Here is a 23,522-nt window from a genome sequence, read left to right as displayed (position 1 = left end):
TTATGTCGGAGAAGCAAGTAAAATCGCTGCACGTTAGTGTGGTGGCAGCCAGGCATCCTGTTTGGGAAGGTGACGCCAAGTTTGTGGTTATTCCTTCTGTGAATGGCGCAATGGGCGTGCTTCCTGGACATGAGGCTGTGCTTGCGTTGATTGATCACGGTTTTGTGAAGGTTGACGATTTGAAAGGCGTGCGTCACGTTTTTAAGGTGACGGATGGCTTCTACTCGGTTGACTCTGACAATATTACGATTGCTGTTGAGCATAGTTGTAACGTTGATAAAGACGGCAACGTGCTGCCTAACGCTAAGGTGATTTAAGGTTGCTTTTGTTGCTTATGTAAGTTTGTTGCTTTTGTAAGTTTATGAACTTGTGTAAGCAAGGTAATCTCTTCTAAGGCAGGAGTTTGGGATATTCTCAAGCTCCTGCCTTTTTGTTTTTATAGCGCGTTTGTAAAGAAAATAGATCTCAGAGGCGAAGCACTGTTACTAACTCAGCTAACGAACTGAGAAAGTAACGGTGATTGGCAAAACACTGTTAAAAACTCAGTTAGCCGACTGAGAAAGTAACGCTCACAAACGAAACGACGTGTTTGTTTCGAGCAGCCATTGCGCTATGTCTATTACGCGGATTCCTTCAATGTCGTAAGAATCGTGGCGAGTGTTTGCAAGCAGATTCGCACTTTCACTTTCAAAACTGTAAAATTTTTTCACTTTTGAAAGTGAGTGCCTATTTGCGTTCGTGTGCGAAGGCTCTTTCTTTTTGCTTAAGTTTTGCGAATCTTTACTTTTCAATATGCAAGATTGCAATTATCTTTACTTTTTATTGTTGTTATGTGCAAATAAGTAAAGATTTAGCTATAACATGGCGCTTATCTTTGGAATAATCTACGCCGAAACGAGCGGCGTTATGTTGCCGATGCTAGATTCGTCAAATCGCAGAATGTGCTGTAAGTAAAATGTGTTGTAATTGAATATGTTGTAATCAAAATGTATCGTGCATAGTAAAATAGTTAATAGTTGTTTTTGATTTGGGTGCGTGTGTTGGCAGGGAGAAGAAATGATTGATAAAGAAACGCAACGTAGGCGTCAAGAAAATTTGGGTCTTGCAATAGCTTCAGGCAAACTTGAAGGCAATTCGCCTTCAAAAGAGTTTCTTTATGACGCAAATCAATATGCTAATGGTCTTATAAGTAGCAATGAATTTGTTGCTAGAATGCGTTCTAGATATGGCGTGATGGATTAAGTTATTGGGTTGTGTGTCGTGGAAACAGTTTTTGACCCTTATCTTATTCCTCACACAAGGGTATTGAAGAACAAATCTAATATAAATAATCAGATTGAATTAGATAAATATGAGAACGATGCTGTTCTCACAAGATGTTCTATTTTGTACGAAAACTTGCCACATGCTGAAGGAACTGTTAAGCAATTGCAGTGGATTCATCATTATCTTTTTCAAGATGTTTACGATTGGGCTGGCCAGATTCGCACTATAGATATGACTAAAGGCGGCGGCGAACCGTTTCATCCGCTTGAATACATGGGCGTTGGGATTCGTTACTGTGAGCAAACGCTTAAAAATGATAATTTATTGCAAGGTTTATCTATTGACGAGTTTATTAGTAAGCTAAGTGTAAATTACAATAATTTTAATGTTTTACACCCATTTCGTGAGGGCAATGGTAGAACGCAACGCGTTTTTTGGGATATAGTTGCGCGAGATGCTGGATACCATTTCGATTGGGGATTAATAACGCAGCGTGTTAACGACGAAGCTTCAATCCAGGCTAAAGATGCTAACGATACGAAGCTTCTTGAGGATATGTTCCACATTATTACAAAGCCTTTGAATGTTGAGCTTTTAGCTCAGCAGCAGTTTGCGCATCTTGTTGAAGAAGAATACGAATACGCTCCGAATGTGGCTAGTATTTTGCAAGATAAGGATTACGCTGCGTATAAAACGCGTTACGGCATAGATTGAATTTAGCGTTTGAGTATTGCGAACGCCGAAACGAGTGGTGTGATGTTGCCAATGCTTCCGATGTTTCTATAGCGCGTTTTTGCCAAAATGTCGGTATAGACGAATGTTTTTTGTGTGCTATGCCTTCATTTTGCCAAAATGTAGGTATAGAATAGACTTTTATATTAGTTATGCAATCATTTTGTGATAAATGCGTTATTTGCGTATAAGCAAAATATCGCAAGCAAAATATTGCAAGACATCACTACAAAATCCTCAATAATGTAAACGCAATAATGTAAACGGAGTCGCATTATGGATTACAAAACAATACGCAAAATAGTTGCAATGTCTAAAAGTAATGCAAAACCTTGTGATATTGCGGAAGAAGAGTATTGCTTGCGCATTGATAATCCAGTGACGTATCGTTCTGGAATCGTATTTGATGCGCATGAGATTTTTGCAATGTGCGTAACGGATCTTGTGACGTATATGAATTATATTGCGAATACTGAAAAAGCGGTTGAAAAAGCGTGGAACGAGTTGCCGCGGTTTGCTCAGCGCGAGTATTTAATGCAACTTATTGCAAAAGAAGTGCAAAATACCAACATTATTGAAGGTGTTCACAGCACTAGAAAAGAGCTTTCCAAAGCACTTGATGCTGCAAACGAGCAGAATAATCATACGCGTTTTAGTGAATTTACTAAGCTTTTTCTCGAGCTTGCGGATTCAAATGAATGTGACACTTCGATTCCACAAACCTTGCAAGATATACGAAAAATCTACGACAGTATTATGCAGGGCGAATTAGAAGCAAATAATATTCCAGATGGCGAGATTTTTAGGAGTGGAAAAGTAAGTATTCGTGATGGTGCAAATAATGTAGTGCACGATGGCGATGCAACGGAAGCAGAAATTCAAGATCATTTAACACAGATGTTGAGTTTGATGAATAGCAGCGAAGTTCCAACGCTTATTAAGGCGTGCATGTGCCACTATGCTTTTGAGAGCGTGCACCCGTTTTACGATGGAAACGGTAGAACTGGGCGGTTTTTGCTTGCTTTGCAATTGCATGAGCATCTTTCGATGCCAACAATTTTGAGCTTAAGCTCTATAATTTATGCAGAAAAATCTGGATACTATGCTGCTTTTTCTAAAGCTCAGGAGCTGTTTAATTGCAATGATTTAACTATGTTTTGTTGCACAATGTTGGAATATATTGTAAAAGCACAGGGCGAAGTGTTTGAGAATATTAGTGTGCAATTAAAGCACATTATTTACTGTATGGGTAAGCTGCGTGAGCTTTTCTCAGAGGAAGAAATTTCTAAAGTGCAGCGTGAAGTTCTGTCTATTTTGTTGCAAAATAAGCTTTTTTCGTATAATCCAACTCCGATGACTCGCAAGCAATTAAGCGAATATGTTGGCAATGCAATTGCTGAGCAGGTTGGTGAGAGAAAGATTGTGAGTGCGCTTAACGGTTTGATTGAGCTTGGAATGGTTGATTCTATTGGCGAACGCCCTATTCGGTATGAGCTTTCTAAAAAAGCGAATGAAATGTTTGCGTGAGGCAAGCGATGTTTTTGTGTGAGGAAAGTGATGTTTGGGAATGTAATGGCGATTGAGCGCGCGCTTGGCACGGGGATTATTATCTCTAGCAGCGTGCCGATTTCGCAGCGCGTGCAGAATCGGATTCGCGATTTTATTGAAGAGTATGAATCGGTGCTTTCGCGCTTTCGTGCGGATTCGCTTGTTTCGCGCATGGCTTGTGCGGAGCATGGCGGCGAGTTTGAGTTTCCAACGTGGGTTCAGCCGCTTTTTGCGATCTATAGCGAGTTTTACGATGCCACGCACGGTGCTTTTGACGCTTGTATTGGTGCGGATCTGCTTGCGCTTGGCTACAACAATTCTGTGCAATTCGTTCCGGAGTCGGCAGCTAGCGCAGGCAAGAACGATAATAGCAGCAGCTACAGTTGCTCTAACTATCGCCGCGCTCTGCCAGTTAAGTGGGCAGATATTTCGCGAGATGACGGCGGCGCAACGCTTCACACAAATAAGCCAGTGCAGCTTGATTTTGGTGCAGCCGGTAAGGGCTATTTTGTAGATCTTGTAATGCAGATTATTAAAGAGGAGTTTAGTGACGATTCGACTGCGAATAATTATTTTCCTTCGGATTTTGATTTTTTGGTAAACGCAGGCGGAGATATGCGCGCTTGCTTTAGCAAAAAGAATAGTCAAATAAAAGTTGCGCTAGAAAATCCTTTTGACACAACGCAAGCGGTAGGTGTGGCATCAATCGCAAGCGGAGCGTTGTGTGCTTCGTCTGCTGCAAGAAGGCGCTGGAAAGTAAAAGACACAAATTGCCTTGCAGCTGATGCTTTTGAATCTAATGTAGTTGCAACTCACCTTATCAACGCTTTAGATGGCGTACCTTCGCAAAAACTTTCTGCAAGCTGGACTTACGTTCCTGCTAAAACATGTGCTTTTCCGACTGCTTACGCCGATGCGCTCGCAACTGCGCTTTTTATTTCGCAAGAAAGCGATTTGCAAAAAATCGCGCAAACTACCGGCGCTGAGTTTGCTGTAATGCAGCCAAATCATGCGCTTCGCAAAACGTGTGCTTTCCCAGCGCGCTTTTTTGCTGAATAATCGCCTTATTGCCTAATGCGTTGTTGCGTTGTGTCTTTTGTAACTCAAGGCTTGCGCGCACAAAATCGAAGCTAGACGCAAGCAATGAAAATAACATTATGCAAATAACATCGCTGCTGATTGTGCGCGTTTACAGTAGAATATTAAAGAACGCTTATTTAATTATTGCGTAATTATTGCGTAATTATTGAGTTTATTTAATTATGGCGCATGCGCTTGCACAAATTGCACAAATAGGGAGCGGCAAAATGGACACTCGCAAAGAAGAAGAACGCGCGGAATTGCATCGCACGATTTGGAAGATTGCAGACGATTTGCGAGGTTCTGTTGATGGTTGGGACTTCAAAGCATACGTATTGTGCACAATGTTTTATCGCTATATTTCCGAGAATTTATGCGATTATATCAATAAAGATGAGCACGAATCTGAAGGCGGCGATCCAGACTTTGATTATGCAAAAATAAGCGATGAAGATGCCGAGCCTCTTCGCAGTGAAATGATTAGTGAAAAAGGCTTCTTTATACTTCCTAGCGAGCTGTTTTGCAATGTGCTTAAGAACGCTCCTCAAGATAGCAATCTAAACGAAACGTTGAGCCGCGTGTTCCGCAATATTGAAGCTTCTTCTCAAGGAACTGATTCGTCTGGTGATTTTAAGGGATTATTCTCCGATTACGATGTGAATAACATTAAGCTTGCAGACACTGTTGAAGGCAGAAATAAGCGTTTTGTTAAGTTATTACAAGTGATTAGTGAGATGAAGCTTGGTAGTGTAAACAACAACGTGATTGAGGCTTTTGGTGATGCTTACGAATATTTGATGGGCTTGTACGCTTCTAACGCTGGCAAGTCTGGTGGCGAATACTTTACGCCTGCAGAAGTCTCAATGCTGCTCACGCGCCTTGGAACCAATGGAAAATCAAGTATTTCCAGCGTGTACGAGATAACTTTACAGGAAATGATACCAAGCCTATTGGCTGTTGCCTAAAAGAACACTGTAAATAAGGGTTTATTGTAGGCTGGCTAAGCAGAAGAACGTGAATGAAGGTCTGGCGTGAATTGACGCTGGATTTTTTCTTTTTATGGGGTGTCTTTTTTGGTTTTAGGGGTGTGTGCTACTTAGGCAAGGGGGTGCTCTTTTACTTCTTAGGGGGTCTATAAGTGCTGGACTTATTCCGGAGGCTGAGTGATGTATAAGATTAAAAAGCGACCTCTCAAAAAGAGAGTGTCTGCCTAATGTCTAAGGCGTAGCATCGAGACGGATTGAATGTACAGGATGGATATAAGGAGGTAAAAATGATAACAGTAGACAATCTTCAAGCATTATTAATAAAACTTGGTTATAAACAAATTGGTCAGCAGTATACTGTACTGGATTCCTACCGAGTGTCTGACAGAACGTGTGCAGCAAGATGAAATCCCTTATGACAAGTGGTATGAACGGGGCTTGATACGTCTTTGCACTGGAAAGGCAATCAACTATTCCGATATAACAACAGAGTTTTGTAAAGTGTTGCAAAATACGAATTATTACCGGCGTGGGTATATTATTACATCTATTTTGCAAGGTATTTTGTAGAAAAATGCAAATGCAGGGCTTTAATATGGTGCGCTGCATACAAGAGGCAAAAACTCTTTCTCTGCCTATGCAGATGTTAGGGGCAGACTTACAGGCACATAAAGTTATATGCGGCAATAACCCGGTTTTGAAATGGTGCTTAACGAATACGGGCGTGCAGACTGACGGAAACGGAAATATCGTTCCTATCAAGAACCAAAGCCCAAAACAGCGAATAGACGGCACGGCAGCACTGCTTGACTGCTATGTGGGGCTATATGAGCATTACAACGAATATACAAGTGCAATCTAAGGGGGTGGCAGCATGAAATTGAAAGATAAGAAAATAGAGATTTTAGGAAAGACCTATACGCATGATAAATACGGCAATAGCAAAGTGAGTTTGCACCCATTACCCCGCCGCTGTGGGCGTATTTTCGGCATTTATCCATGAAAGAATTATGCGGCACTGTCACGCATGTTGAAGAAGAAGCCCCGTTTATTATCAATTACAGAACGGATATAACAACAACCCATGTAATTCTATATAAGGGGAACTTGTACGAAATAATACGGGTTGATGTTTTCGAGGGCTACAAAAGCGACCTCACGTTATGCTGTAGGCGGATAGAGTAAGCAATTTACTTTCTGAAATTAGAATACAGTTCATTTATTGTATGATTCAATTCAGAATGTAGCTTTTCACATTCTGTAATTTTTCCTTTCTCCCCAAGGGAAAGAATATGTTTTACCTTATTGTTAATTTTCTCTAAAACTGATTTTGGCGGTTCAAAATAAGGAATTTGTTTAATGTAGTTGGCTGAATTATTAGCAGTTGGATTGATAGTATGAATTAGTTCATTCACAATATCTGAATTCATAAGTGCAAGCACGTACAGTATCTTCGATTGATCTTTCGGGAAAATTCCGACAATAGATTGATCGAATACTCTATTTTCGATATAGAACGCACGTATGGTGCTTGCCTTAACCATTGGTATTGCAACGCCCTTTTTGAAATAGAATGCTGAATTTTGAAACCGTGATTTTGGATGACTATTATAATATTCAATAGTATCTTCATCCCATCGAACAAACCATTCATCTTTTTCGCGATAATATCTAGTTTTTGAAGCACTTTTTACATAAGGAATGTAGCCTTCTGAAACTTCTTTGATTCCTGATAATGAACTACAATTAAATATTTGTGAAGGATTTACTTTCTCATAGTTCTTGCTGCCTTTCACGCTATCATCAGCAGCGCGAATAAATCTTTTATTGTCACCTGTATAAAATCCAGTAACAATGTTTGCAATATCGCCAAGACGAATTAAAGCAGTGTTTATTATTGCATTCGTTGAACTATCTGCAAGAATAAAACGGTGCTTGTCGTTTGTAAGAACATCCGACTGTTTTACAAAAAAGGTACTAAGATTATCTGGAAGCTGTGAATCATTTAATAGCAACTGAAATTCATTAGCAGATTCAAAACCTTGTACAATTCTTACGGTATTATTTAAAGCATTTTCTTTGTTTGTTCGTTCTAATGTTATGATTGACAAGTTAGAATAACCAAAACTAACACCCGGAAAGAATTTTGAAGGGAAAGTAATGATTTCGACTATCCTTGTTGATGTTAGCAGCAGTTCACGTAATTTCGCATGTAAATTCAAAAACAAGTACGTGTCGGGAATAATGAATGAAAGCCGACCACCATTTCTTAACAGTGAAATGCAACGTAATAAAAAAAGTGAATATGTTTCTTTTACATACTGCCCCGGATATTTTTTCTTTAGTTGTGCCCTCTTATCATAATCTTGCCACGCCCCATAAGGCGGATTGCCTATTACTTTGTTGTAATGCCCACCTATTGAACCAAAAAAATTAAGCTGTTCATCAAGCAATGTATCTGTTTGCTTAATCCACAATTCCGGAGAACTTAGCAAATCTAATCTTTCATCTAACAGAGTGTCTGTTTCTCGTACAGTGATGGAAGGAAGATCTTGATATTTTGAATTAAGAATTTTTATTGCTTCTGCATTGATGTCAAGCGCATCAATTTGAATCATTTTATTAGAGTTCAAAATTTGGTCAATAAATATTCCTTCCCCCGCTGACGGCTCAAGAATAATATCGTTTTCCTCTATTTCCAAACGGTTAACCATATAGGATGTAATTTCGTCTGAATTTGTATAGTAGGAACAAAAAGTATCTTTCATACACAGCACACGCCTTTCGATTACTTAAGATAAAACTTAAGATAAAGTATATGCTGTTTTTGTTACCACGTCAAGTATTTTAGTAGATCGTTAGCTTGTAAGTGTTGCTTGAAATCGGCACTTATATCTTTTTTCCAATCTGCATTTACATCTAACCAATTACGCAAATCAAAACCAGTAAAGGACTTAATCGCTTCATAACAATCATTAGCGCAATATACATCCCAATAAGGCGAATTCTTTAATGTTTGGAGATAATGATTGTTTTCATCTTCGTTCTGCCGAACAAATAAAAGTGTTTTTTCGCCAGCACCAAGCGAATTATATATACTTGCAACTAAAAGCAGACGGTTCGTATTTCCTTTTTCGTTTGAACTAAACCCACTTTTAAAATCACAGTTATAGTGAATACCGTTCTGCTCAAAGTGAAGATCAAGCGCTAATTTTATGCCGCCGCTATCAACCATAGTCCACGGTATAGAATAGTGTCGTTTTAACTCTTTTTTAATATCATCAGCTAGCTGCAATGAATTGATATAATCAGTTGCGTTCTTTTGTATTCCAGATTGAACATCTTCAAATTTTGGGGGTTCAATAATACGTAATGTTTTAATAGGATATTCAAACGGTAAACGACAGAACGGTTCCCACAATTCCCCAATACGTCGAGCAAACGCCATGTATTCATAAGGCCATACCTTATTGCGGTATTCCAACATTGCAATATATGACGCATATGTCATGCACATAATTTCATTAAGAATGCGCTCATTATCCCACTTTTCAGAACGGGACTTCCTAAGAATTAAAGATAGTTTTTCATTGCGGTAGTTCTTAATGGACTTATTGATTTCGCTTGCCTTATCTTTTTTACTTTTTCGAGTGTGCGACAACGCCACCAAAACTGAATCTGAATAGATGCGAAAATCATTAAGCCATTCTGCCTTAGAATGTAGCATGATAATTTATCTTCTTTCATAGTACAAAAATCTAGTCTTTATTATACATAAAATTAGTGGTTCGCTCAATCGAACAATTATTTTATTGTCGCTTAAATAGGCAAAAGTCGCTTACGAATATCAGAAATAATAAAATATATATTCAAGAAACTAGAAGAAAAACACAATGGTGATCTTTTAGAAATAGAGATTAATCCTGTTCATAGCAGAGCTTCATTATCAAAAATACGTAATGTAAATGATTGGGACACTGGCTTTGATGATGGCTATTCATTTTGGGAAAAAGGCGATAGCTTTAGAAAATCTGGAAGCTTTGATGAAGCAATTGATTGTTTTGACAAGGCTAGATTTAATGGCTATTGTGCTTCAGCGCTGTATGAATCCTATGCGATGGCATTCCATAAGACAAAAGACTATGACAATGAAATTGATATCTTAAATGAAGGAATCAAGAGATTAGCAAAACTTAATATGAAAACTAGTCAATTGATTACCAGACGAAACAATGCCATTAAAGCATTGATAAAACAGAGAGAACGGAAAAACGCAAGAGTCTAAAGCAAGGCGAAAGCTAGAAAAAAGCACTTGTGCTCAATCAGAAAAAGCCACTAAAAACAAAGCTGGTCGCTCAGTATTCCAGATGGATGATGAGGGAAACATCATCGAAAGATTTGAGACAATTGCAGATGCAGTAAGAAAAACAGGTGTAAATTCTAAAAGCATTCGTGATGCAGCAAAAGGTGTTCAAAGACATGCTGGTGGGTATGTTTGGAAATTTGTAGATGAGGAAAGTATCGATTAAAAGGTTTCAGAGTACAGAACAATAGTTTCAGAGTTCAAGGTCAAGGTTTCATTGTATCCAAATGGGTAAGAAACTAGATCCTGCGTGCGGTTCTGGCTCGCTTCTGCTAAAAGCCAAAAAAGTGCTAGGCATTGAAAATATTAATGGCGGTTTTTACGGCCAAGAAAAGAACGTTACTAGCTACAACTTGTGCCGCATGAACATGTTTTTGCACGATGTGAATTTTGATAAGTTTACTATTACTTGCGGCGATACTCTTATAAAACCGAAAATCGACGCTAATAAAAAGTTCGAGTTAGTGGTTTCTAATCCGCCTTATTCCACGAGTTGGGAGGGGGATTCTAATCCGTTGATGATTAACGATCCTCGTTTTGCTCCAGCTGGAGTTCTTGCTCCAAAAAGTAAGGCGGATATGGCGTTTGTGTTGCACTGTTTAGCGCATCTGGCAGAAGATGGTGCTGCTGCAATTGTTTGCTTCCCTGGGATTATGTATAGAGGCGGAGCTGAGCAAAAGATTCGCCAATATTTAATTGAGCATAATGCTGTTGATTGCGTGATTCAACTTCCAAGCAACTTATTCTTTGGCACTTCGATTGCTACGTGCATTATGGTTTTGCGTAAAAACAAGCAAAACGACACTTCTATATTGTTTGTTGATGCTAGCCAACAGTTTGTAAAGTCAACGAATAGCAACAAGCTTTCGGACGAGAACATTGAGCAAATTGTTAAGTGGTACACTTCTAGGCAAGATGTGGAGCATATTGCGCATGTAGCGTCTTTGGAAGAAGTGGAATCCAATAAATACAATCTTTCCGTTTCCACGTACGTTGAAGTAGAAGATACTCGCGAAAAGATTAATATTACGGAGCTTAACGCGCAAATTGCATCGGTTTGCGCTCGCGAGCAAGAGTTACGCGAACAAATTGAGAAGATTGTAAGCGAGATTGAAGCTGGCAGCGTTAACTTTGATAATAGCGAGGTGGCTCAATGACTAGCAAACTTGAGGATTTAATTGCTGAGCTTTGCCCTAATGGTGTGGAGTATAAGAAAATTGGAGATATTGCTGATGTTAGTATTGGATTAGCAACATCTGTAACAAAATATAAAAGAGATTCTGGCGTTTTGTTACTTCACAATTCAGATATTCAACAAGGTAGAATTGAACTGAAAAATATTGAACATATTGATGATTCATTCGCTAAAAAAAATAGTAGTAAACTTCTAAGAAAGAATGACATTATCACTATTCATACTGGTGATGTAGGTACGTCGGCAGTTATTACTGATGAATATGCAGGATCTATAGGATTTACTACAATTACCTCTAGAATAAAGGATTTTAATCAAGTTTATCCGTATTATTTATGCACATATTTCAATTCACATAAGTGCAAGATTGATATACGTAAAATGACTATTAGCGATCGTAGCAATCTGAATCAAAAAGATTTCATTAAAATTCAAGTCCCCGTCCCTCCTCTGGAGGTACAACGTGAAATTGTCCGCATATTGGACAATTTCACAGAGCTTACAGCAGAGCTTACAGCAGAGCTTACAGCTCGTAAAAAGCAATACGAGTATTATCGAGATACCTTACTCACTTTTAACGATAATAATCCCCTACGCTCGCTTATCTCACGCTACTGCCCAAACGGTGTGGAGTATAAGAAGATTGGCGATATTGCTACGCTTTCTCGTGGTAAAGTAATGTCGAAAAGCTTTATAAATGATAATTCAGGTGAGTATCCTGTTTACTCGTCTCAAACAGAAAATAATGGTCAATTTGGTGCGATTTCTACTTACATGTTTGACGGTAAGTATGTGACATGGACAACTGATGGTGCTAATGCTGGAACAGTGTTCTATCGTGACGGTAAATTCAGTGTGACAAATGTTTGTGGCGTTATTGATATATCAGATTGTCAAGTTGACACTAAGTATGTGTATTATGCGTTGACAATTCATGCGAAGAACTATGTAAGTTCGGGCATGGGTAATGCAAAACTCATGAGTAATGTTATGAGTAAAGTAACAATCCCCGTTCCGCCTCTAGGAGTACAGCGTCAAATCGTACAAATTCTGGATCGTTTTGATGCTCTGTGCAATGATTTAACTCAAGGTTTGCCTGCAGAAATCGAAGCTAGACGTAAGCAGTACGAGTACTATCGCGATCAACTCCTAACCTTCAAGCGTGCGTAATGTAGTTATGCACAATTTATGTAAAGTAACCTATAAAAGCGTATCTAGTATTACAATTTATATAAATTACATTTCTAGTGAGACTCGCCGAAGAGATTGAGGAGGTAAAAAATGTCTGATAGACTTGCTGATAACAGCAGCCCCCTAAGCCTACTAACAGTGCTCAAACCTGGGGGTTCTTCTTGTTTTTCAGCTGATTCAAAGCCTCCAAAATCTATTGACGATATGATTCAACTCATGAAAACTCGAGGATTAGTAGTTACAGATGAAAATAATTTAAAAAGTATGCTATATAACTGCAACTACTATAGATTATCTGGGTATTTTCGAGTGTTTCAAGTCGATCCTTCTTCTGGCAATAATCAGTTTAAGCCAGGCAGCAAAGATGTTGATTTTCTTGTGCCGTACAAAATGGATGAAGAATTGCGAACAATTATTCTTAAAGGTACCGCACAAGTAGAGTTAACATTAAGATCTAGATTTGCATATCACGTTGCAAACTCTGGAGGAGCATATACATACTTCAATTCAGATTCGTATATTAAAAAATCTAATATAAGCATAAATAATCTTTTATCTAATATGAATAAATGGCTGGAAAAATCTAACGAAGTTTGTATAAAACATTACAAGAGTAAGAAACAACCTATACCAATATGGGCTGCTGTTGAAGCTTTTCCATTTGATACTATTTCACGAATGATTTCTTTGTACGAAGATACTAATGTGTTGCGAAAACTTTTTGATTCAATGGGGTTAAAAACAGAAATTCGTAAATCTTCTGAAGCAATCCATTCAATAGTTTACTTGCGTAATTTGTGTTCTCATCATTGTAGATTATGGTATAAGGAAACTGTAATATCGACTCCTTCAATTCGTGATGTTAAAAATTCTTCTTTATTAAATGGTTATACGGATAAATCTATTGCTGCAGCATTAGTAAATTTAATGTATTTAGTATCAAAAATAGAAAACAATCATAATTATGAGACTGAAATAAAAGATTTTCTGAATAAAAATGAAGAATATAAAAATGGGATATTTAACCATTTACATTGGAGATAATTTAAATTTGTAGAATATGCAATGCGTTATGTGAGTAAGTAAGAAAGAAGGAAGCAGAATGAAAATTGTGTTAGAGAATCAAGATAGCACTGTAATGTCTACGTTTACGCCAAGCGCGCGCAACGACGGCAGCTATCAAAGCGAAGCGCAGCTCGAAGAAGAGTTCATTAACATTTTGCAATCCCAAGGCTACGAGTACGCTCACATTCACAGCGAGAAAGATCTTATAGCAAATCTTCGCGTGCAAATCGAAAAGCTCAACGACTACCATTTTTCGAATGACGAGTGGGAAAGATTTTTCAAAGAAAATATTGCAAACAGCACTGACGATATAGTTAAGAAAACAGATACTATTCAGCGAGATAACGTTAAAATACTCAAAAAAGATGACGGCGTAGATAAGAACATTACTATTATTGACAAAGAAAATATTCACAAGAATATTGTGCAAGTAATCAACCAATATGCTGTTAACGCAAACGATAATGCAAACAATAATGATGCAAATGGCCCTGCGCGTAGCAATCGTTACGATGTGACTGTTCTAGTAAACGGCTTGCCGATGGTTCATATTGAGCTAAAGCGCAGAGGTGTGCCTATTAGAGAAGCGTTCAATCAGATTAACCGTTATGCTCGCGACTCATTTTGGGCTGGAAGCGGACTATTTGGATACGTGCAAATTTTCGTAATCTCAAACGGCACTGAAACAAAGTATTACTCCAACTCAACTCGCAATAATGCGTACAACGAGCAGAAAAGTAAAGGATCTAGCAAAAGCACAACAAGTAACAGTTTTGAATTTACAAACTATTGGTCCGATGCTCAAAACACTATAATCTCCGACTTATGCGATTTTGCTAAAACCTTCTTTGCAAAGCACGTAATTCTTAACATTCTCACAAAATATTGCGTTTTTAATGCAGAAGATTGCTTGATGGTTATGCGTCCATACCAGATTACTGCAGCAGAAAACATAGTGAATCGCGTAAAATACATGTTTGCTAATGCGAGCAAAATGCCGGCAGCAGAGCGTCAAAAGGGCGGATATATTTGGCATACTACTGGATCTGGTAAAACGCTAACTAGCTTCAAAACATCGCAGCTAGTAAAAGCTTTGAAAGACGCAGAAGGCAATAATCTTGTTGACAAAGTTTTGTTTGTTGTAGACCGTAAAGATCTTGACTATCAAACAATGAGAGAATACGACAGGTTTGAAAAAGGAGCCGCAAATAGTAACACTTCAACAGCTGTGCTTACAAAACAGCTAGAAGACAATACGGAAGAATGCAGGCTTATTATAACCACTATTCAAAAGCTTAGTAAATTTATAAGCAACAACCCAAGTCATGAAATTTACAAAAAGCGCATAGTGTTTATTTTTGACGAATGCCACAGAAGCCAGTTTGGAGGCATGCATGCAGATATTGTAAAACACTTTAAAAATGCTCTGCTTTTTGGGTTTACTGGCACGCCAATTTTTGAAGCGAACGCTGCTGGCTCCGACGCTGCGCATCTTTCCACAACCGAGCAAACCTTTGGACCGTGCTTGCATACGTACACAATCATTAACGCGATTAACGATAAAAACGTGTTGCCATTCCGCGTGGAATACGTTGCTACTGTAAAAACGTCGAGCGAGCTGGAAAAAGCAACCGACGAATTGGTTAAAGATATTAATCGACCAGATGTAATTAGGCATAAAGATCGCGTGCATAATGTTGTTCAATACATTATTGAGCATTTTACTCAAAAAACGTATCGCAACGAGAAGACTTACAAATACAAGCGCATTATTAACGTTAAAGAACTTGCTGCAGATAAGCATAATACTTTAGAGACTAAAAAATCTTCTGAAGAAGTTGACATAAACGGCTTTAATTCAATCTTTGCTGTTGCAGACATTCCTCTTGCAAAAGCGTATTACAACGAGTTCAAAAAGCAGCAGCAAAATCTGCCTCCAAGCGAACGCTTAAAAGTAGCAACTATTTTCAGCTATGCAGTAAACGAGGGTGAGTCAGATTCTTCGGCGTACGCCAACGGCATGGGTTCTCTTGGAGAAGAAAATTCAGAAAGCACGGCAAAGCTAGACGCAAATTCGCAAGAATTTTTGGAAAGCGCAATAAAAGACTATAACGAAATGTTTAATACTGCGTATGATGCGTCAAATAACAAATTCCAAAACTATTACAAAGACGTTTCAATTCGCATGAAAAATAAGGAAATTGACATTTTGATTGTAGTCAACATGTTTCTAACTGGTTTTGATGCAACAACTTTGAACACGCTTTGGGTAGATAAAAATCTTCGCATGCATGGGCTTATTCAAGCGTTTTCGCGCACAAATCGAATCTTAAATTCCGTTAAAACATTTGGAAACATTGTGTGCTTTAGGGATTTGAGCTATCAAGTTGACGAAGCGGTAGCTCTTTTTGGAGATAAAGATGCGCAAGGTATTGTGCTTTGCCCTACGTTTGAGCAGATTTACAACGGTTACGTTGACGCTAAAGGAATTGAGCGTTGTGGATACAGTGATTTAGTAAATGAGCTTATGGAAAAGTATCCACTGCAAGGCTTCAACATTGTTGGAGAAGAGAATCAGAAAAAGTTTATATCGCTTTTTGGTAATATTCTGCGATTGCGTAACATGCTGAAAGCTTTCGATCAATTTGAAGGCAACGAGATAATCAAAGAGCGCGATATGCAAGATTACTTGGGGCATTACCAGGATTTGCATGAAGAATGGAAGCGCAAAGAGCAAAAAGGCGATATTGCAAACATTACGGACGATGTTGTGTTTGAGATGGAGCTTGTGCGCCAAGTAGAAGTAAATATTGACTACATTTTGATGTTAGTAGAACATTACCATAGCAAGCATTGTAAGGATAAAAATGTTCTTGCTTCTATTAAGGTGGCAGTTGACTCTAGCCCGCAGTTGCGTAGTAAAAAGAAGCTTATTGAAGGGTTTATTGCGCAGCTTAACGAGAAGGAGCTTGGGAAGCTTGTAGATTCTGAAGGTGACATTACTATTTACGATTCTAACGGCAACAAGTTGAGTATTGTTGATTGCTGGAGCGAGTATGTTGAGCAAAAGTATAATCATGATTTGGCGCAACTTGTGCAAAGCGAAGGATTAAACGATGCTTTGACTCGCAAGTTTATGGAGAAATCTTTTAGCGCTGGCGAAGTGAGTGAGCTTGGCACAGATATTAATGATTTAATGCCTAGAATGAGCAGATTTGGCGCTGCGGCTATTGCGCGCGCTGAGAAGAAAAGTCGCATTGTAGAAAGTATGAGAAACATGTTTAATGAGTTTGTTGGGCTTATTGGCTTTAGTAAAAACGAAAGATAATTATCGTTATCAATATCATTTTTGTAATATTTGCGAGTTTTTTGCGCCGAACTATATCAATCTACATGATATGTCGATATTATGTACCTGTGGGGCCTTTGTAATGGCAAGTTTTAGTTGGGTGCGCTCAATTTGGGGTAGAGCGCGTAGATATGCAGGAAATGCGTTAACGCAAAAGGCGTAAAACGCGTGAGAAGTGCGGAATCGCAAGAAGACGCGGAAGAACGCGAGGAGATGTTATGCGCGCGTATGTAAAAGTGCGCCGAATTATTCGTGACTCGGCTGCACTGATTCTGGCTGTGTGCATGTTGGTGGGTTGCATAGTGAGCTCGTTTGCTACAACTATTCCAGCTTTTGCAACAGATGCAGATCGTTCGTATACTAGCTGGACAGAAGTTTCTAAAGCAATCGACAATGAATTGCTACAAGGTCAATCAGAATACAATAGTGGCAATAATTCTGGAGCTGCAACTCGATTTGAAGCAGCATACAATTCAGTTTACGTTGCTTCTAACATGATTACGGTTGTGCGAGATGCAATTGGGCAGAATAAAGTTCAGGCACAAACTGATCAATTCCAGCAGCTACAAACGCTTGTATACCAGCAAAATCAAGGTTCACAAATAAGTGCTGTTTCAACGGCTCTTTCAGTGGATGTTGCACAAACTGCATCTAGTCTCGATGCCAACTTAAAAGTGGATAAGCCAAATGTTTATGCACAAAAGTTGCGTGCGCAAATTAAAGCAGAGCGCAAAAAGCTAGATGCTGCAAAAAAGAAAAACCTTGGACGTAATGGTCGTACGTGGGGTCAAGTTGCTCGAGAAATGAACGTTATTCTCGACAAATCGGTTGCAACCTACAAGTTTGCAAAAGGTAATAAAACTCAAGTAGCATCTGCAGTTGATTTAATTAACGAAGCCTATTACCAGTATTACGAAAAGCTCGGTTTTGAAAAGAACGTAATGAACGCAATAAGTGGTAGTCGCGTTTCAACAGTCGAATATCAGTTCAAAGAGTGCCGTCAAGCAATGAACAACGGCAAAACGGTTGAGCAAGCTAAAAAGTTCGTAACGGATCTTAAAGCGATGCTTATTGAAGACGCAGCAAAATTAGACAAAGGTGCATCTTCAAGCGCAAATCCATTTATGCAATTCATAACTAGCTCATTTGGTCAAGCTTTCGTGATTTTGCTTCGTGAAGGTTTGGAAGCGCTGCTAGTTGTTGCAGCAATTATTGCATACCTTGTTAAATCCGGTCACAAGAATATGGTGAAGTATATTTACCTAGGTATTGCGGCTGGAATTGTGGCATCTCTTGCTGTAGCTGCACTATTCGGCTTGCTATTTAATGGCTCTGGTCCGCAGCAGGAGATTACAGAAGGCGTTGTTGCATTGTTCGCAATGCTTATGCTGCTTTACACGAGTAATTGGATGATTTCAAGATCTTCAGTGCAAGCATGGAATAAGTATATTAGTGAGCAAACAACGGCAGCAGTTTCTAAAGGCAGTTTGATTTCTCTAGCGTTGCTAAGCTTCCTAGCGGTGTTCCGCGAAGGCGCAGAAACAGTAATCTTCTACCAGGCGATTTTTGCTGTATCAAGCGGAGCTGACTCCATGATTTGGGGCGGATTCGTGGCCGCAGCCGCCGTGCTGGTTGTAATCTTCTTGCTGATTCGTTTCGCATCTGTGCACATACCAATTCGCCCATTCTTTACTGGAACAAGTGCTCTTATGTCTGTTCTCGTAGTGATTTTTGCAGGCGGTGGTGTGCACGCGTTAATCGAGGGTGATGCTCTCGAAGGAATGTATATTCAAGGCTTGCCAACTAACGATTGGCTTGGGTTCTATCCGTATGTTGAGACGATTGTTGCTCAAATTGTGGCAGCAATTGTTGTGATTTCACTGCTTTGCGTATCTATTGCGCGAAGTCGTGGGAAACGCGCGATAGAAAATAAATAAGCAAAACAACAAATAACCAACTAATAAATAATTAATAAACAACCAATAACAACAATTAAATAAAAATAACTAACAACAAACACAGAAGGTTAGATATGAAGAATAATAAAATGATGGCAATTGCAGCTTTGGCTCTTGCTGGACTGCTTGCGCTCGCTGGATGCGGTTCTAATGGCAATTCAGCTAAAACTGATGCTAAGTCACAAGCAACCGAGCAGAAGGCTGACGACAAGGCTGACGACAAGGGCGGTGATAAGGGCTTTGAGGAGGTTCCAGTTGGTCCTCACCAAGATCAGAACATTGGACCTCTTACTATTGGCGCTGTGTACTTCCAGCCAGTGGACATGGTTCCAGCTGGTATGGGCTTGAAGGCAAGCGAAGCAAGCTTCCACCTTGAAGCCGATATCCACGCTAACCAAAAAGGTACAAAGCTTGGCTACGGTAAGGGCGAGTTCATTCCAGATTTGACTGTGAACTATGAGATTGTCGATAAGGCAAGCGGCGAATCCGTTGGCAAGGGCACGTTTATGCAGATGAACGCTTCCGATGGTCCTCACTACGGTGCAAACGTTAAGCTTGACAAGGCTGGAAATTATAAGCTCGTGCTTTCTATTGAATCCCCAGAAAAGAAGGGTTGGATGCTTCACGTCGATCCTGCTACCGGCGTAACCGGTCGCTTCTGGACTGAGCCAATTAAGGCAACCTTCGACGATTGGAAGTACACTCCTCGTCAGTGGTAGTGGTAGCTAGTTAATAATTAGCGATTAATTAATAATTTTAGTAAATAATAAGTAATAGCAAAGGAGGGAGTTATGCTCAGACTGTTTGTGGCAGTTATGCCTGGGCTGCTCCCTCTTGCGCTACTCACAATGGGATTAAGCACATCGCTTACTGTTGGCGAGGGGCGAGATAAGCCTCTGAGTGCACGTTGGAGATTGTATGGGCTGTCTGCAGGCACAGTCGCAGCTCTTATTTTTGCTATACTCCGCGCATCTGTGGTAATTAATCAGCGAAACTTTATTAATATGCCGGCGTTGTGTATTGCGGTTCCGCTTGATATTGCTGCAATTATTGTGGTTATTTTTTCACACAAAATAATAAAAAATTGGCGTAATTGCCCGCTTTTAATGCACATAAGTAACGCGATTGGTGCATGTTGCTTAGCGTTTACTGTGTTTTATGCTTTACCAGATGTTATTTTGCAACTTACTATTTTCGTAGATTCAAGCACTCCGCCTTTTACATCAGACATGTTACTTCGCGCGCTTGGTTTTGTGCTTGGCGTTATTGCTGCTATCTGCTTAAGTCTTATGGTGCGTTCTTTGCGCACTACGTCTAACGCTATTTGCTTCAAAATTGCTGTAGTTTTAAGCATGATTATTTTGCTAGTGCAGCACATAACTTCACTTTTGCAGATTATGCAAGGAAGCATTTTGCTTTATATGGATGACTTTTCTTTTAGCGTGCTTGTTTGGCTAATTAATAACGCTCCATTAATGATTATGGCGCAAATTAGCGTGTTCATGATTCCTGCTGCTGCATCCGTAATAATCGGCTTTAAAACGGCTGTAGTTGGTGAAAATGCAGCAGAAATTCGCACGAAGCGAGCGTTTAAAAGGAAATCTCGGAAGTCTGCGCTCGCAGCTCTTTTGGCTGCTATCACAGTAATACTTACGCTTACTGTAGGCGTATCTATTATGAATATTAAACCAACTCTTACGCCTCCAGAACCGTATGAATTGCACGATGGTGTTGCAACTATTAATTACGTTCAAGTTTCAGATGGTCATTTGCATCGTTTCCAATACAAAGCAAAAGACGGCACTATTATGCGTTTTATAATCATTAAAAAGAATGGTGGAGCGTATGGCGTTGGATTGGATGCTTGCGAAAACTGCGGCGATGCAGGCTACTATGAAAAAGACGGTAAGATTATTTGCCGTAAGTGCGACGTAGCAATTAATTTGGCAACTATCGGTTTTAAAGGTGGTTGCAATCCGATTCCGTTCCCGTATAAGGCTGGGCATGGCAAAATCACAATTCATACTGCTGATTTAGACGTGCTCAGTTCGCATTTTAAGTAAGGGAGAGTTGCTATGTTTATGATGCGCATGGTTGCTCGATCTCTTGTGCGGCAATTGAAAAAGCGTGTGTTAATTGCGCTCGTAGTGTGCTTAAGCGCGTGCGTTAGCGTGTCAATGCTTAGCGTTGTGTATGACGTTGGAGACAAAATTAACGCAGAGCTGAGTTCATATGGTTCAAATATTGTGGTTCAGCCAAAATCTAGCGCTGTTGTAAATGATTTGTATGCTTCTCGAGAGCAGATTGATACTAATGGTTCTGAGAGTTTAAAGGCTGCGGAAAGCCACGAGTCTACTGCTTCGCTAAAAGAATCTGATGCTGCAAAAATAAAAATGATTTTCTGGGCGTTTAATATCACTAATTTTGCGCCGAAAATAATTGTTCATGCAAATCTTGAAGCGAAATCTTCTGGCGATTTGGTAGTGCCTATTATTGGAACTTGGTTTAATCGTAAGCTTGCGCTCGCTTCCGGGGAAACAACAGTTGTTGGTGTTAGAGGTTTGCGCTCTTGGTGGAAGATTAATGCAGGTCGTTGGGCAAAAGATAATAAATCTGAAGCAATGGTAGGTGCGCAGCTAGCTGAGCGTTTGCACTTAAAACTTGGCCAGCGTTTGCGTTTGATTCGTGACGGACGCGAGGTTTCGTTGCGCTTGGTTGGCGTATACGATTCTGGCGACGATGACAATAACGCAATCTACGCAAGTTCTAGCGATGCTCAAAGCCTTGCAAATAAGCCGAATAAGGTTGATTCGATTGAAGTAAAGGCACTTACTACTCCTGAAAATGATTTAGCGCGAAAGGCTGCTAAAAATCCGGCAGCGCTCAGCCAGGAAGAGTGGGAAACTTGGTATTGCACGGCTTACCCGAGTTCGATTACTTACCAAATTGAGGAGGTAATTCCTGGAGCTGTTGCAAAGCAGGTTCGTCAAGTTGCGGCGTTGCAGGGTAACGTATTAAATAAGACGCGTGCTGTTATGGTTTTGATGACTGCGTTGAGTTTAATTGCTGCTGCTGTTGCTGTGGCGAATCTTATGGCTGCTTCAATTTCTGAGCGTTCTGGCGAGCTTGCATTGCTTAAGGCTTTGGGTGCACGTGATGGTGCTGTTGCTCGTCTTATGCTTATGGAAACTGCGGTTATTGCGTTTGGTGGAGCGTTACTCGGCATGGCTTTGGGATTTGCGGTGGCGCAGATTATTGGTTTCACAGTGTTTGGCTCTTCGATTTTGTTCCGACCAATGGTATTTGTTCTGGTGTTCGTGCTGCTTGCGTTGACTGTGCTTGCGGCTGCAGGCTCTTCGATTCGTTCGATTTTGAGTGTGCGTCCTGCGGAGGTGCTTCATGGCAGGTAAATCTTATATGACTTCCAACAATTCTATGTTTATTACCATGCTATTTAGCGCGGTATTTCGTAGAAAATCGCGTGCTTTGATGGCTGTTATTGCAACGCTTGTTGGTGCTGCTACGCTGTTTTGTTTAGCTGCAATCTGCCTGGTTGTGCCTCAGCAAATGAGCGATGAAATGCGTGCTTATGGAGCGAATATTATCGTAACTCCAATTGAGGGTGAGTGGAAAAACGGTATTGATCGCGCGATGGTTTTGCACACAAACGATATGGTTCTTGCAAAAGGTGCTATGCGATTTGCTACATATCGTTACGAAAACGTGCGTATTAACGCAGCTCCATATGTTTTAGCAGGAATAGATGTTCGTTCAGTAAAGTCTCTTAATAAGCATTGGAATGTAGACGGCTCTTGGCCTAGCAGTGGAAATGTTATGGTTGGGCGAGATGTAGCTCTTGCGATGGGCTTAAAAATAGGCTCTCGTATTGCGATTGCGTATAGATCTTCGGATAATACTGTCGGCTCGCATAAGCCAGCAGAGAAGTCTGCAAATAAGTCTGCAAATAAGTCTGCAAGTGAATCTGCAAATAAGTCTACAAATCAGTCTGTAGAGAAGCCAGCAGAGAATCAAGCGCAAAATTCTGCTGCAAATTCTTCAGATCAGTCTGCGCAAAAATCTTCTCAACAAAAGCTTGTTGAAGGCAGAGTCTCAACGGATATTATGGATACTCACGGCACAACTTTCCGCGTTTGCGGCATTTTGGATACGGGCGGTGCTGAAGATTCTATGCTTTACGCTCTTAATGCGGATGTGAATACTCTTACGGGAGTTAAGCGCGGAGCAGACGTGATTGCTTACTCGTCTTCTGCGCCTAGCGTCGATGCGGTTGTTAGAAGTATTAACGACATGACTTCTATGCGCGTGCGCGCTCAGCAAGTTACTAAAGTTACTGCTGCTGACACTGGTATTATCACTATGCTTCGCAGCCTGTTCTGCATTGTATCGCTAGTTGTTCTAGTATTGATGATGGTTGGCGTGAGCACTACGATTTCTTCGATTGTGCAGCAGCGTCGAAATGAAATTGGTTTGCGCAAAGCTTTGGGTGCGAGCGCACGGAGTATTGGCGTGGAGTTTACTGCTGAAGCTGGAGTATATGGCTTCGTTGGCGGTATTGCTGGTACTGCGGTAGGGTATGTGTTTGCGTGCTTGCTTGCTGCAATGGTGTTCTCGAGAGATTTGGGCGTGAATTGGTGGCTAGTCGTGTTCTCTATTGTATTTAGCGTTGCTGCGTCTTGCGTTGCTGCATTGCCGCCTGTTTTGCGTGCTTCAAAGATCGACCCTGCGATTGTGCTTCGAGAAGAATAGCTTTTAGAGTGATTTTAGAGTG

Annotated in this window: 20 protein-coding genes and 2 pseudogenes; 20 read left to right on the top strand and 2 right to left on the bottom strand. The window is 40.1% G+C overall.

The window, feature by feature from the left end; genetic code table 11:
- Positions 1 to 2 precede the first annotated feature (2 nt).
- The 9 genes and pseudogenes from HXT39_RS06200 to HXT39_RS06160 all read left to right on the top strand — a co-directional run bounded on the left by HXT39_RS06200 (position 3) and on the right by HXT39_RS06160 (position 6,797).
- Complete coding sequence (locus tag HXT39_RS06200) at positions 3 to 317, top strand: F0F1 ATP synthase subunit epsilon (protein ID WP_033888552.1); 315 nt, start codon at positions 3 to 5, stop codon at positions 315 to 317.
- Positions 318 to 1,056: 739 nt separating this feature from the next.
- Complete coding sequence (locus HXT39_RS06195) at positions 1,057 to 1,242, top strand: antitoxin VbhA family protein (RefSeq protein ID WP_012913757.1); 186 nt, start codon at positions 1,057 to 1,059, stop codon at positions 1,240 to 1,242.
- Between the two features lie 18 nt (positions 1,243 to 1,260).
- Positions 1,261 to 1,980, top strand: coding sequence for a Fic/DOC family protein (locus HXT39_RS06190; RefSeq protein WP_012913758.1), 720 nt, complete (start codon positions 1,261 to 1,263; stop codon positions 1,978 to 1,980).
- A gap of 294 nt (positions 1,981 to 2,274) precedes the next feature.
- Positions 2,275 to 3,525 carry a Fic family protein gene (locus HXT39_RS06185; RefSeq protein WP_012913759.1) on the top strand — a complete coding sequence of 417 codons (1,251 nt, stop codon included), beginning with the start codon at positions 2,275 to 2,277 and terminating at the stop codon, positions 3,523 to 3,525.
- A gap of 30 nt (positions 3,526 to 3,555) precedes the next feature.
- Complete coding sequence (locus HXT39_RS06180) at positions 3,556 to 4,605, top strand: FAD:protein FMN transferase (RefSeq protein ID WP_199172868.1); 1,050 nt, start codon at positions 3,556 to 3,558, stop codon at positions 4,603 to 4,605.
- Positions 4,606 to 4,853: 248 nt separating this feature from the next.
- Positions 4,854 to 5,546, top strand: a pseudogene (locus HXT39_RS06175) (type I restriction-modification system subunit M); the annotation flags it as partial.
- 640 nt (positions 5,547 to 6,186) lie between these two features.
- Positions 6,187 to 6,474, top strand: a complete 288-nt coding sequence (locus tag HXT39_RS06170; protein ID WP_199172869.1) for a terminase TerL endonuclease subunit — start codon at positions 6,187 to 6,189, stop codon at positions 6,472 to 6,474.
- Between the two features lie 12 nt (positions 6,475 to 6,486).
- Positions 6,487 to 6,615: a hypothetical protein gene (locus HXT39_RS06165; RefSeq protein ID WP_255408308.1), complete on the top strand. Its 129-nt coding sequence runs from the start codon at positions 6,487 to 6,489 to the stop codon at positions 6,613 to 6,615.
- Positions 6,612 to 6,797, top strand: coding sequence for a head-tail adaptor protein (locus tag HXT39_RS06160; RefSeq protein ID WP_080551010.1), 186 nt, complete (start codon positions 6,612 to 6,614; stop codon positions 6,795 to 6,797). Before HXT39_RS06165 ends, HXT39_RS06160 begins: the two co-directional genes overlap by 4 nt.
- 5 nt (positions 6,798 to 6,802) lie before the next feature.
- Here HXT39_RS06160 and HXT39_RS06155 read toward each other — a convergent pair whose 3' ends face one another.
- Complete coding sequence (locus HXT39_RS06155) at positions 6,803 to 8,380, bottom strand: Eco57I restriction-modification methylase domain-containing protein (RefSeq protein ID WP_102703314.1); 1,578 nt, start codon at positions 8,378 to 8,380, stop codon at positions 6,803 to 6,805.
- A gap of 62 nt (positions 8,381 to 8,442) precedes the next feature.
- A complete protein-coding gene (locus tag HXT39_RS06150; protein ID WP_004109026.1) occupies positions 8,443 to 9,339 on the bottom strand; it encodes a hypothetical protein in 897 nt (298 codons plus the stop codon).
- Positions 9,340 to 9,577: 238 nt separating this feature from the next.
- Here HXT39_RS06150 and HXT39_RS06145 point away from each other — a divergent pair, with 238 nt between their 5' ends.
- From HXT39_RS06145 to HXT39_RS06095, 11 genes and pseudogenes are all read left to right on the top strand, one after another.
- Positions 9,578 to 9,778, top strand: coding sequence for a hypothetical protein (locus HXT39_RS06145; RefSeq protein WP_033888430.1), 201 nt, complete (start codon positions 9,578 to 9,580; stop codon positions 9,776 to 9,778).
- 201 nt (positions 9,779 to 9,979) lie between these two features.
- The gene (locus HXT39_RS06140; RefSeq protein WP_004109027.1) at positions 9,980 to 10,141 is read left to right on the top strand and encodes a hypothetical protein; all 162 of its coding nucleotides are present in this window, start codon (positions 9,980 to 9,982) and stop codon (positions 10,139 to 10,141) included.
- A gap of 76 nt (positions 10,142 to 10,217) precedes the next feature.
- Positions 10,218 to 11,132 (top strand): annotated as a pseudogene (locus HXT39_RS06135) (type I restriction-modification system subunit M); the annotation flags it as partial.
- On the top strand, positions 11,129 to 12,340 hold the full coding sequence (locus HXT39_RS06130; RefSeq protein WP_102703315.1) for a restriction endonuclease subunit S: 1,212 nt from the start codon (positions 11,129 to 11,131) through the stop codon (positions 12,338 to 12,340). The pseudogene HXT39_RS06135 and the gene HXT39_RS06130, both read left to right, overlap by 4 nt.
- A 111-nt stretch (positions 12,341 to 12,451) precedes the next feature.
- Positions 12,452 to 13,405 (top strand): Abi family protein, encoded by a 954-nt coding sequence (locus HXT39_RS06125; protein ID WP_102703316.1) that lies wholly within the window; start codon positions 12,452 to 12,454, stop codon positions 13,403 to 13,405.
- Positions 13,406 to 13,463: 58 nt separating this feature from the next.
- Positions 13,464 to 16,754, top strand: a complete 3,291-nt coding sequence (locus tag HXT39_RS06120) for a type I restriction endonuclease subunit R (RefSeq protein WP_102703317.1) — start codon at positions 13,464 to 13,466, stop codon at positions 16,752 to 16,754.
- A gap of 239 nt (positions 16,755 to 16,993) precedes the next feature.
- Positions 16,994 to 18,712: an FTR1 family iron permease gene (locus tag HXT39_RS06115; protein ID WP_102703318.1), complete on the top strand. Its 1,719-nt coding sequence runs from the start codon at positions 16,994 to 16,996 to the stop codon at positions 18,710 to 18,712.
- Positions 18,713 to 18,807: 95 nt separating this feature from the next.
- Positions 18,808 to 19,452, top strand: coding sequence for an iron transporter (locus tag HXT39_RS06110; RefSeq protein ID WP_012913768.1), 645 nt, complete (start codon positions 18,808 to 18,810; stop codon positions 19,450 to 19,452).
- Positions 19,453 to 19,524: 72 nt separating this feature from the next.
- The gene (locus HXT39_RS06105; protein ID WP_012913769.1) at positions 19,525 to 20,796 is read left to right on the top strand and encodes a DUF2318 domain-containing protein; all 1,272 of its coding nucleotides are present in this window, start codon (positions 19,525 to 19,527) and stop codon (positions 20,794 to 20,796) included.
- Between the two features lie 12 nt (positions 20,797 to 20,808).
- Positions 20,809 to 22,143, top strand: coding sequence for an ABC transporter permease (locus tag HXT39_RS06100; protein ID WP_103013770.1), 1,335 nt, complete (start codon positions 20,809 to 20,811; stop codon positions 22,141 to 22,143).
- Positions 22,133 to 23,500, top strand: coding sequence for an ABC transporter permease (locus HXT39_RS06095; RefSeq protein WP_103013771.1), 1,368 nt, complete (start codon positions 22,133 to 22,135; stop codon positions 23,498 to 23,500). Before HXT39_RS06100 ends, HXT39_RS06095 begins: the two co-directional genes overlap by 11 nt.
- Positions 23,501 to 23,522: the final 22 nt, after the last annotated feature.

The organism is Gardnerella sp. DNF01159 (assembly GCF_049244215.1).
Classification (GTDB): Bacteria; Actinomycetota; Actinomycetes; order Actinomycetales; family Bifidobacteriaceae; genus Bifidobacterium; species Bifidobacterium swidsinskii.
This window is presented reverse-complemented; position numbering and strand designations above follow the sequence as displayed.

Coding starts and splice junctions, on each gene's coding strand:
- HXT39_RS06140 (WP_004109027.1), top strand. CDS start 9,980: ATGGATGATGAGGGAAACATCATCGAAAGATTTGAGACAATTGCAGAT.
- HXT39_RS06105 (WP_012913769.1), top strand. CDS start 19,525: ATGCTCAGACTGTTTGTGGCAGTTATGCCTGGGCTGCTCCCTCTTGCG.
- HXT39_RS06100 (WP_103013770.1), top strand. CDS start 20,809: ATGTTTATGATGCGCATGGTTGCTCGATCTCTTGTGCGGCAATTGAAA.
- HXT39_RS06150 (WP_004109026.1), bottom strand. CDS start 9,339: ATGCTACATTCTAAGGCAGAATGGCTTAATGATTTTCGCATCTATTCA.
- HXT39_RS06170 (WP_199172869.1), top strand. CDS start 6,187: ATGCAAATGCAGGGCTTTAATATGGTGCGCTGCATACAAGAGGCAAAA.
- HXT39_RS06115 (WP_102703318.1), top strand. CDS start 16,994: ATGCGCGCGTATGTAAAAGTGCGCCGAATTATTCGTGACTCGGCTGCA.
- HXT39_RS06160 (WP_080551010.1), top strand. CDS start 6,612: ATGAAAGAATTATGCGGCACTGTCACGCATGTTGAAGAAGAAGCCCCG.
- HXT39_RS06180 (WP_199172868.1), top strand. CDS start 3,556: ATGTTTGGGAATGTAATGGCGATTGAGCGCGCGCTTGGCACGGGGATT.
- HXT39_RS06185 (WP_012913759.1), top strand. CDS start 2,275: ATGGATTACAAAACAATACGCAAAATAGTTGCAATGTCTAAAAGTAAT.
- HXT39_RS06195 (WP_012913757.1), top strand. CDS start 1,057: ATGATTGATAAAGAAACGCAACGTAGGCGTCAAGAAAATTTGGGTCTT.
- HXT39_RS06165 (WP_255408308.1), top strand. CDS start 6,487: ATGAAATTGAAAGATAAGAAAATAGAGATTTTAGGAAAGACCTATACG.
- HXT39_RS06120 (WP_102703317.1), top strand. CDS start 13,464: ATGAAAATTGTGTTAGAGAATCAAGATAGCACTGTAATGTCTACGTTT.
- HXT39_RS06145 (WP_033888430.1), top strand. CDS start 9,578: ATGATTGGGACACTGGCTTTGATGATGGCTATTCATTTTGGGAAAAAG.
- HXT39_RS06130 (WP_102703315.1), top strand. CDS start 11,129: ATGACTAGCAAACTTGAGGATTTAATTGCTGAGCTTTGCCCTAATGGT.
- HXT39_RS06155 (WP_102703314.1), bottom strand. CDS start 8,380: ATGAAAGATACTTTTTGTTCCTACTATACAAATTCAGACGAAATTACA.
- HXT39_RS06095 (WP_103013771.1), top strand. CDS start 22,133: ATGGCAGGTAAATCTTATATGACTTCCAACAATTCTATGTTTATTACC.
- HXT39_RS06110 (WP_012913768.1), top strand. CDS start 18,808: ATGAAGAATAATAAAATGATGGCAATTGCAGCTTTGGCTCTTGCTGGA.
- HXT39_RS06200 (WP_033888552.1), top strand. CDS start 3: ATGTCGGAGAAGCAAGTAAAATCGCTGCACGTTAGTGTGGTGGCAGCC.
- HXT39_RS06125 (WP_102703316.1), top strand. CDS start 12,452: ATGTCTGATAGACTTGCTGATAACAGCAGCCCCCTAAGCCTACTAACA.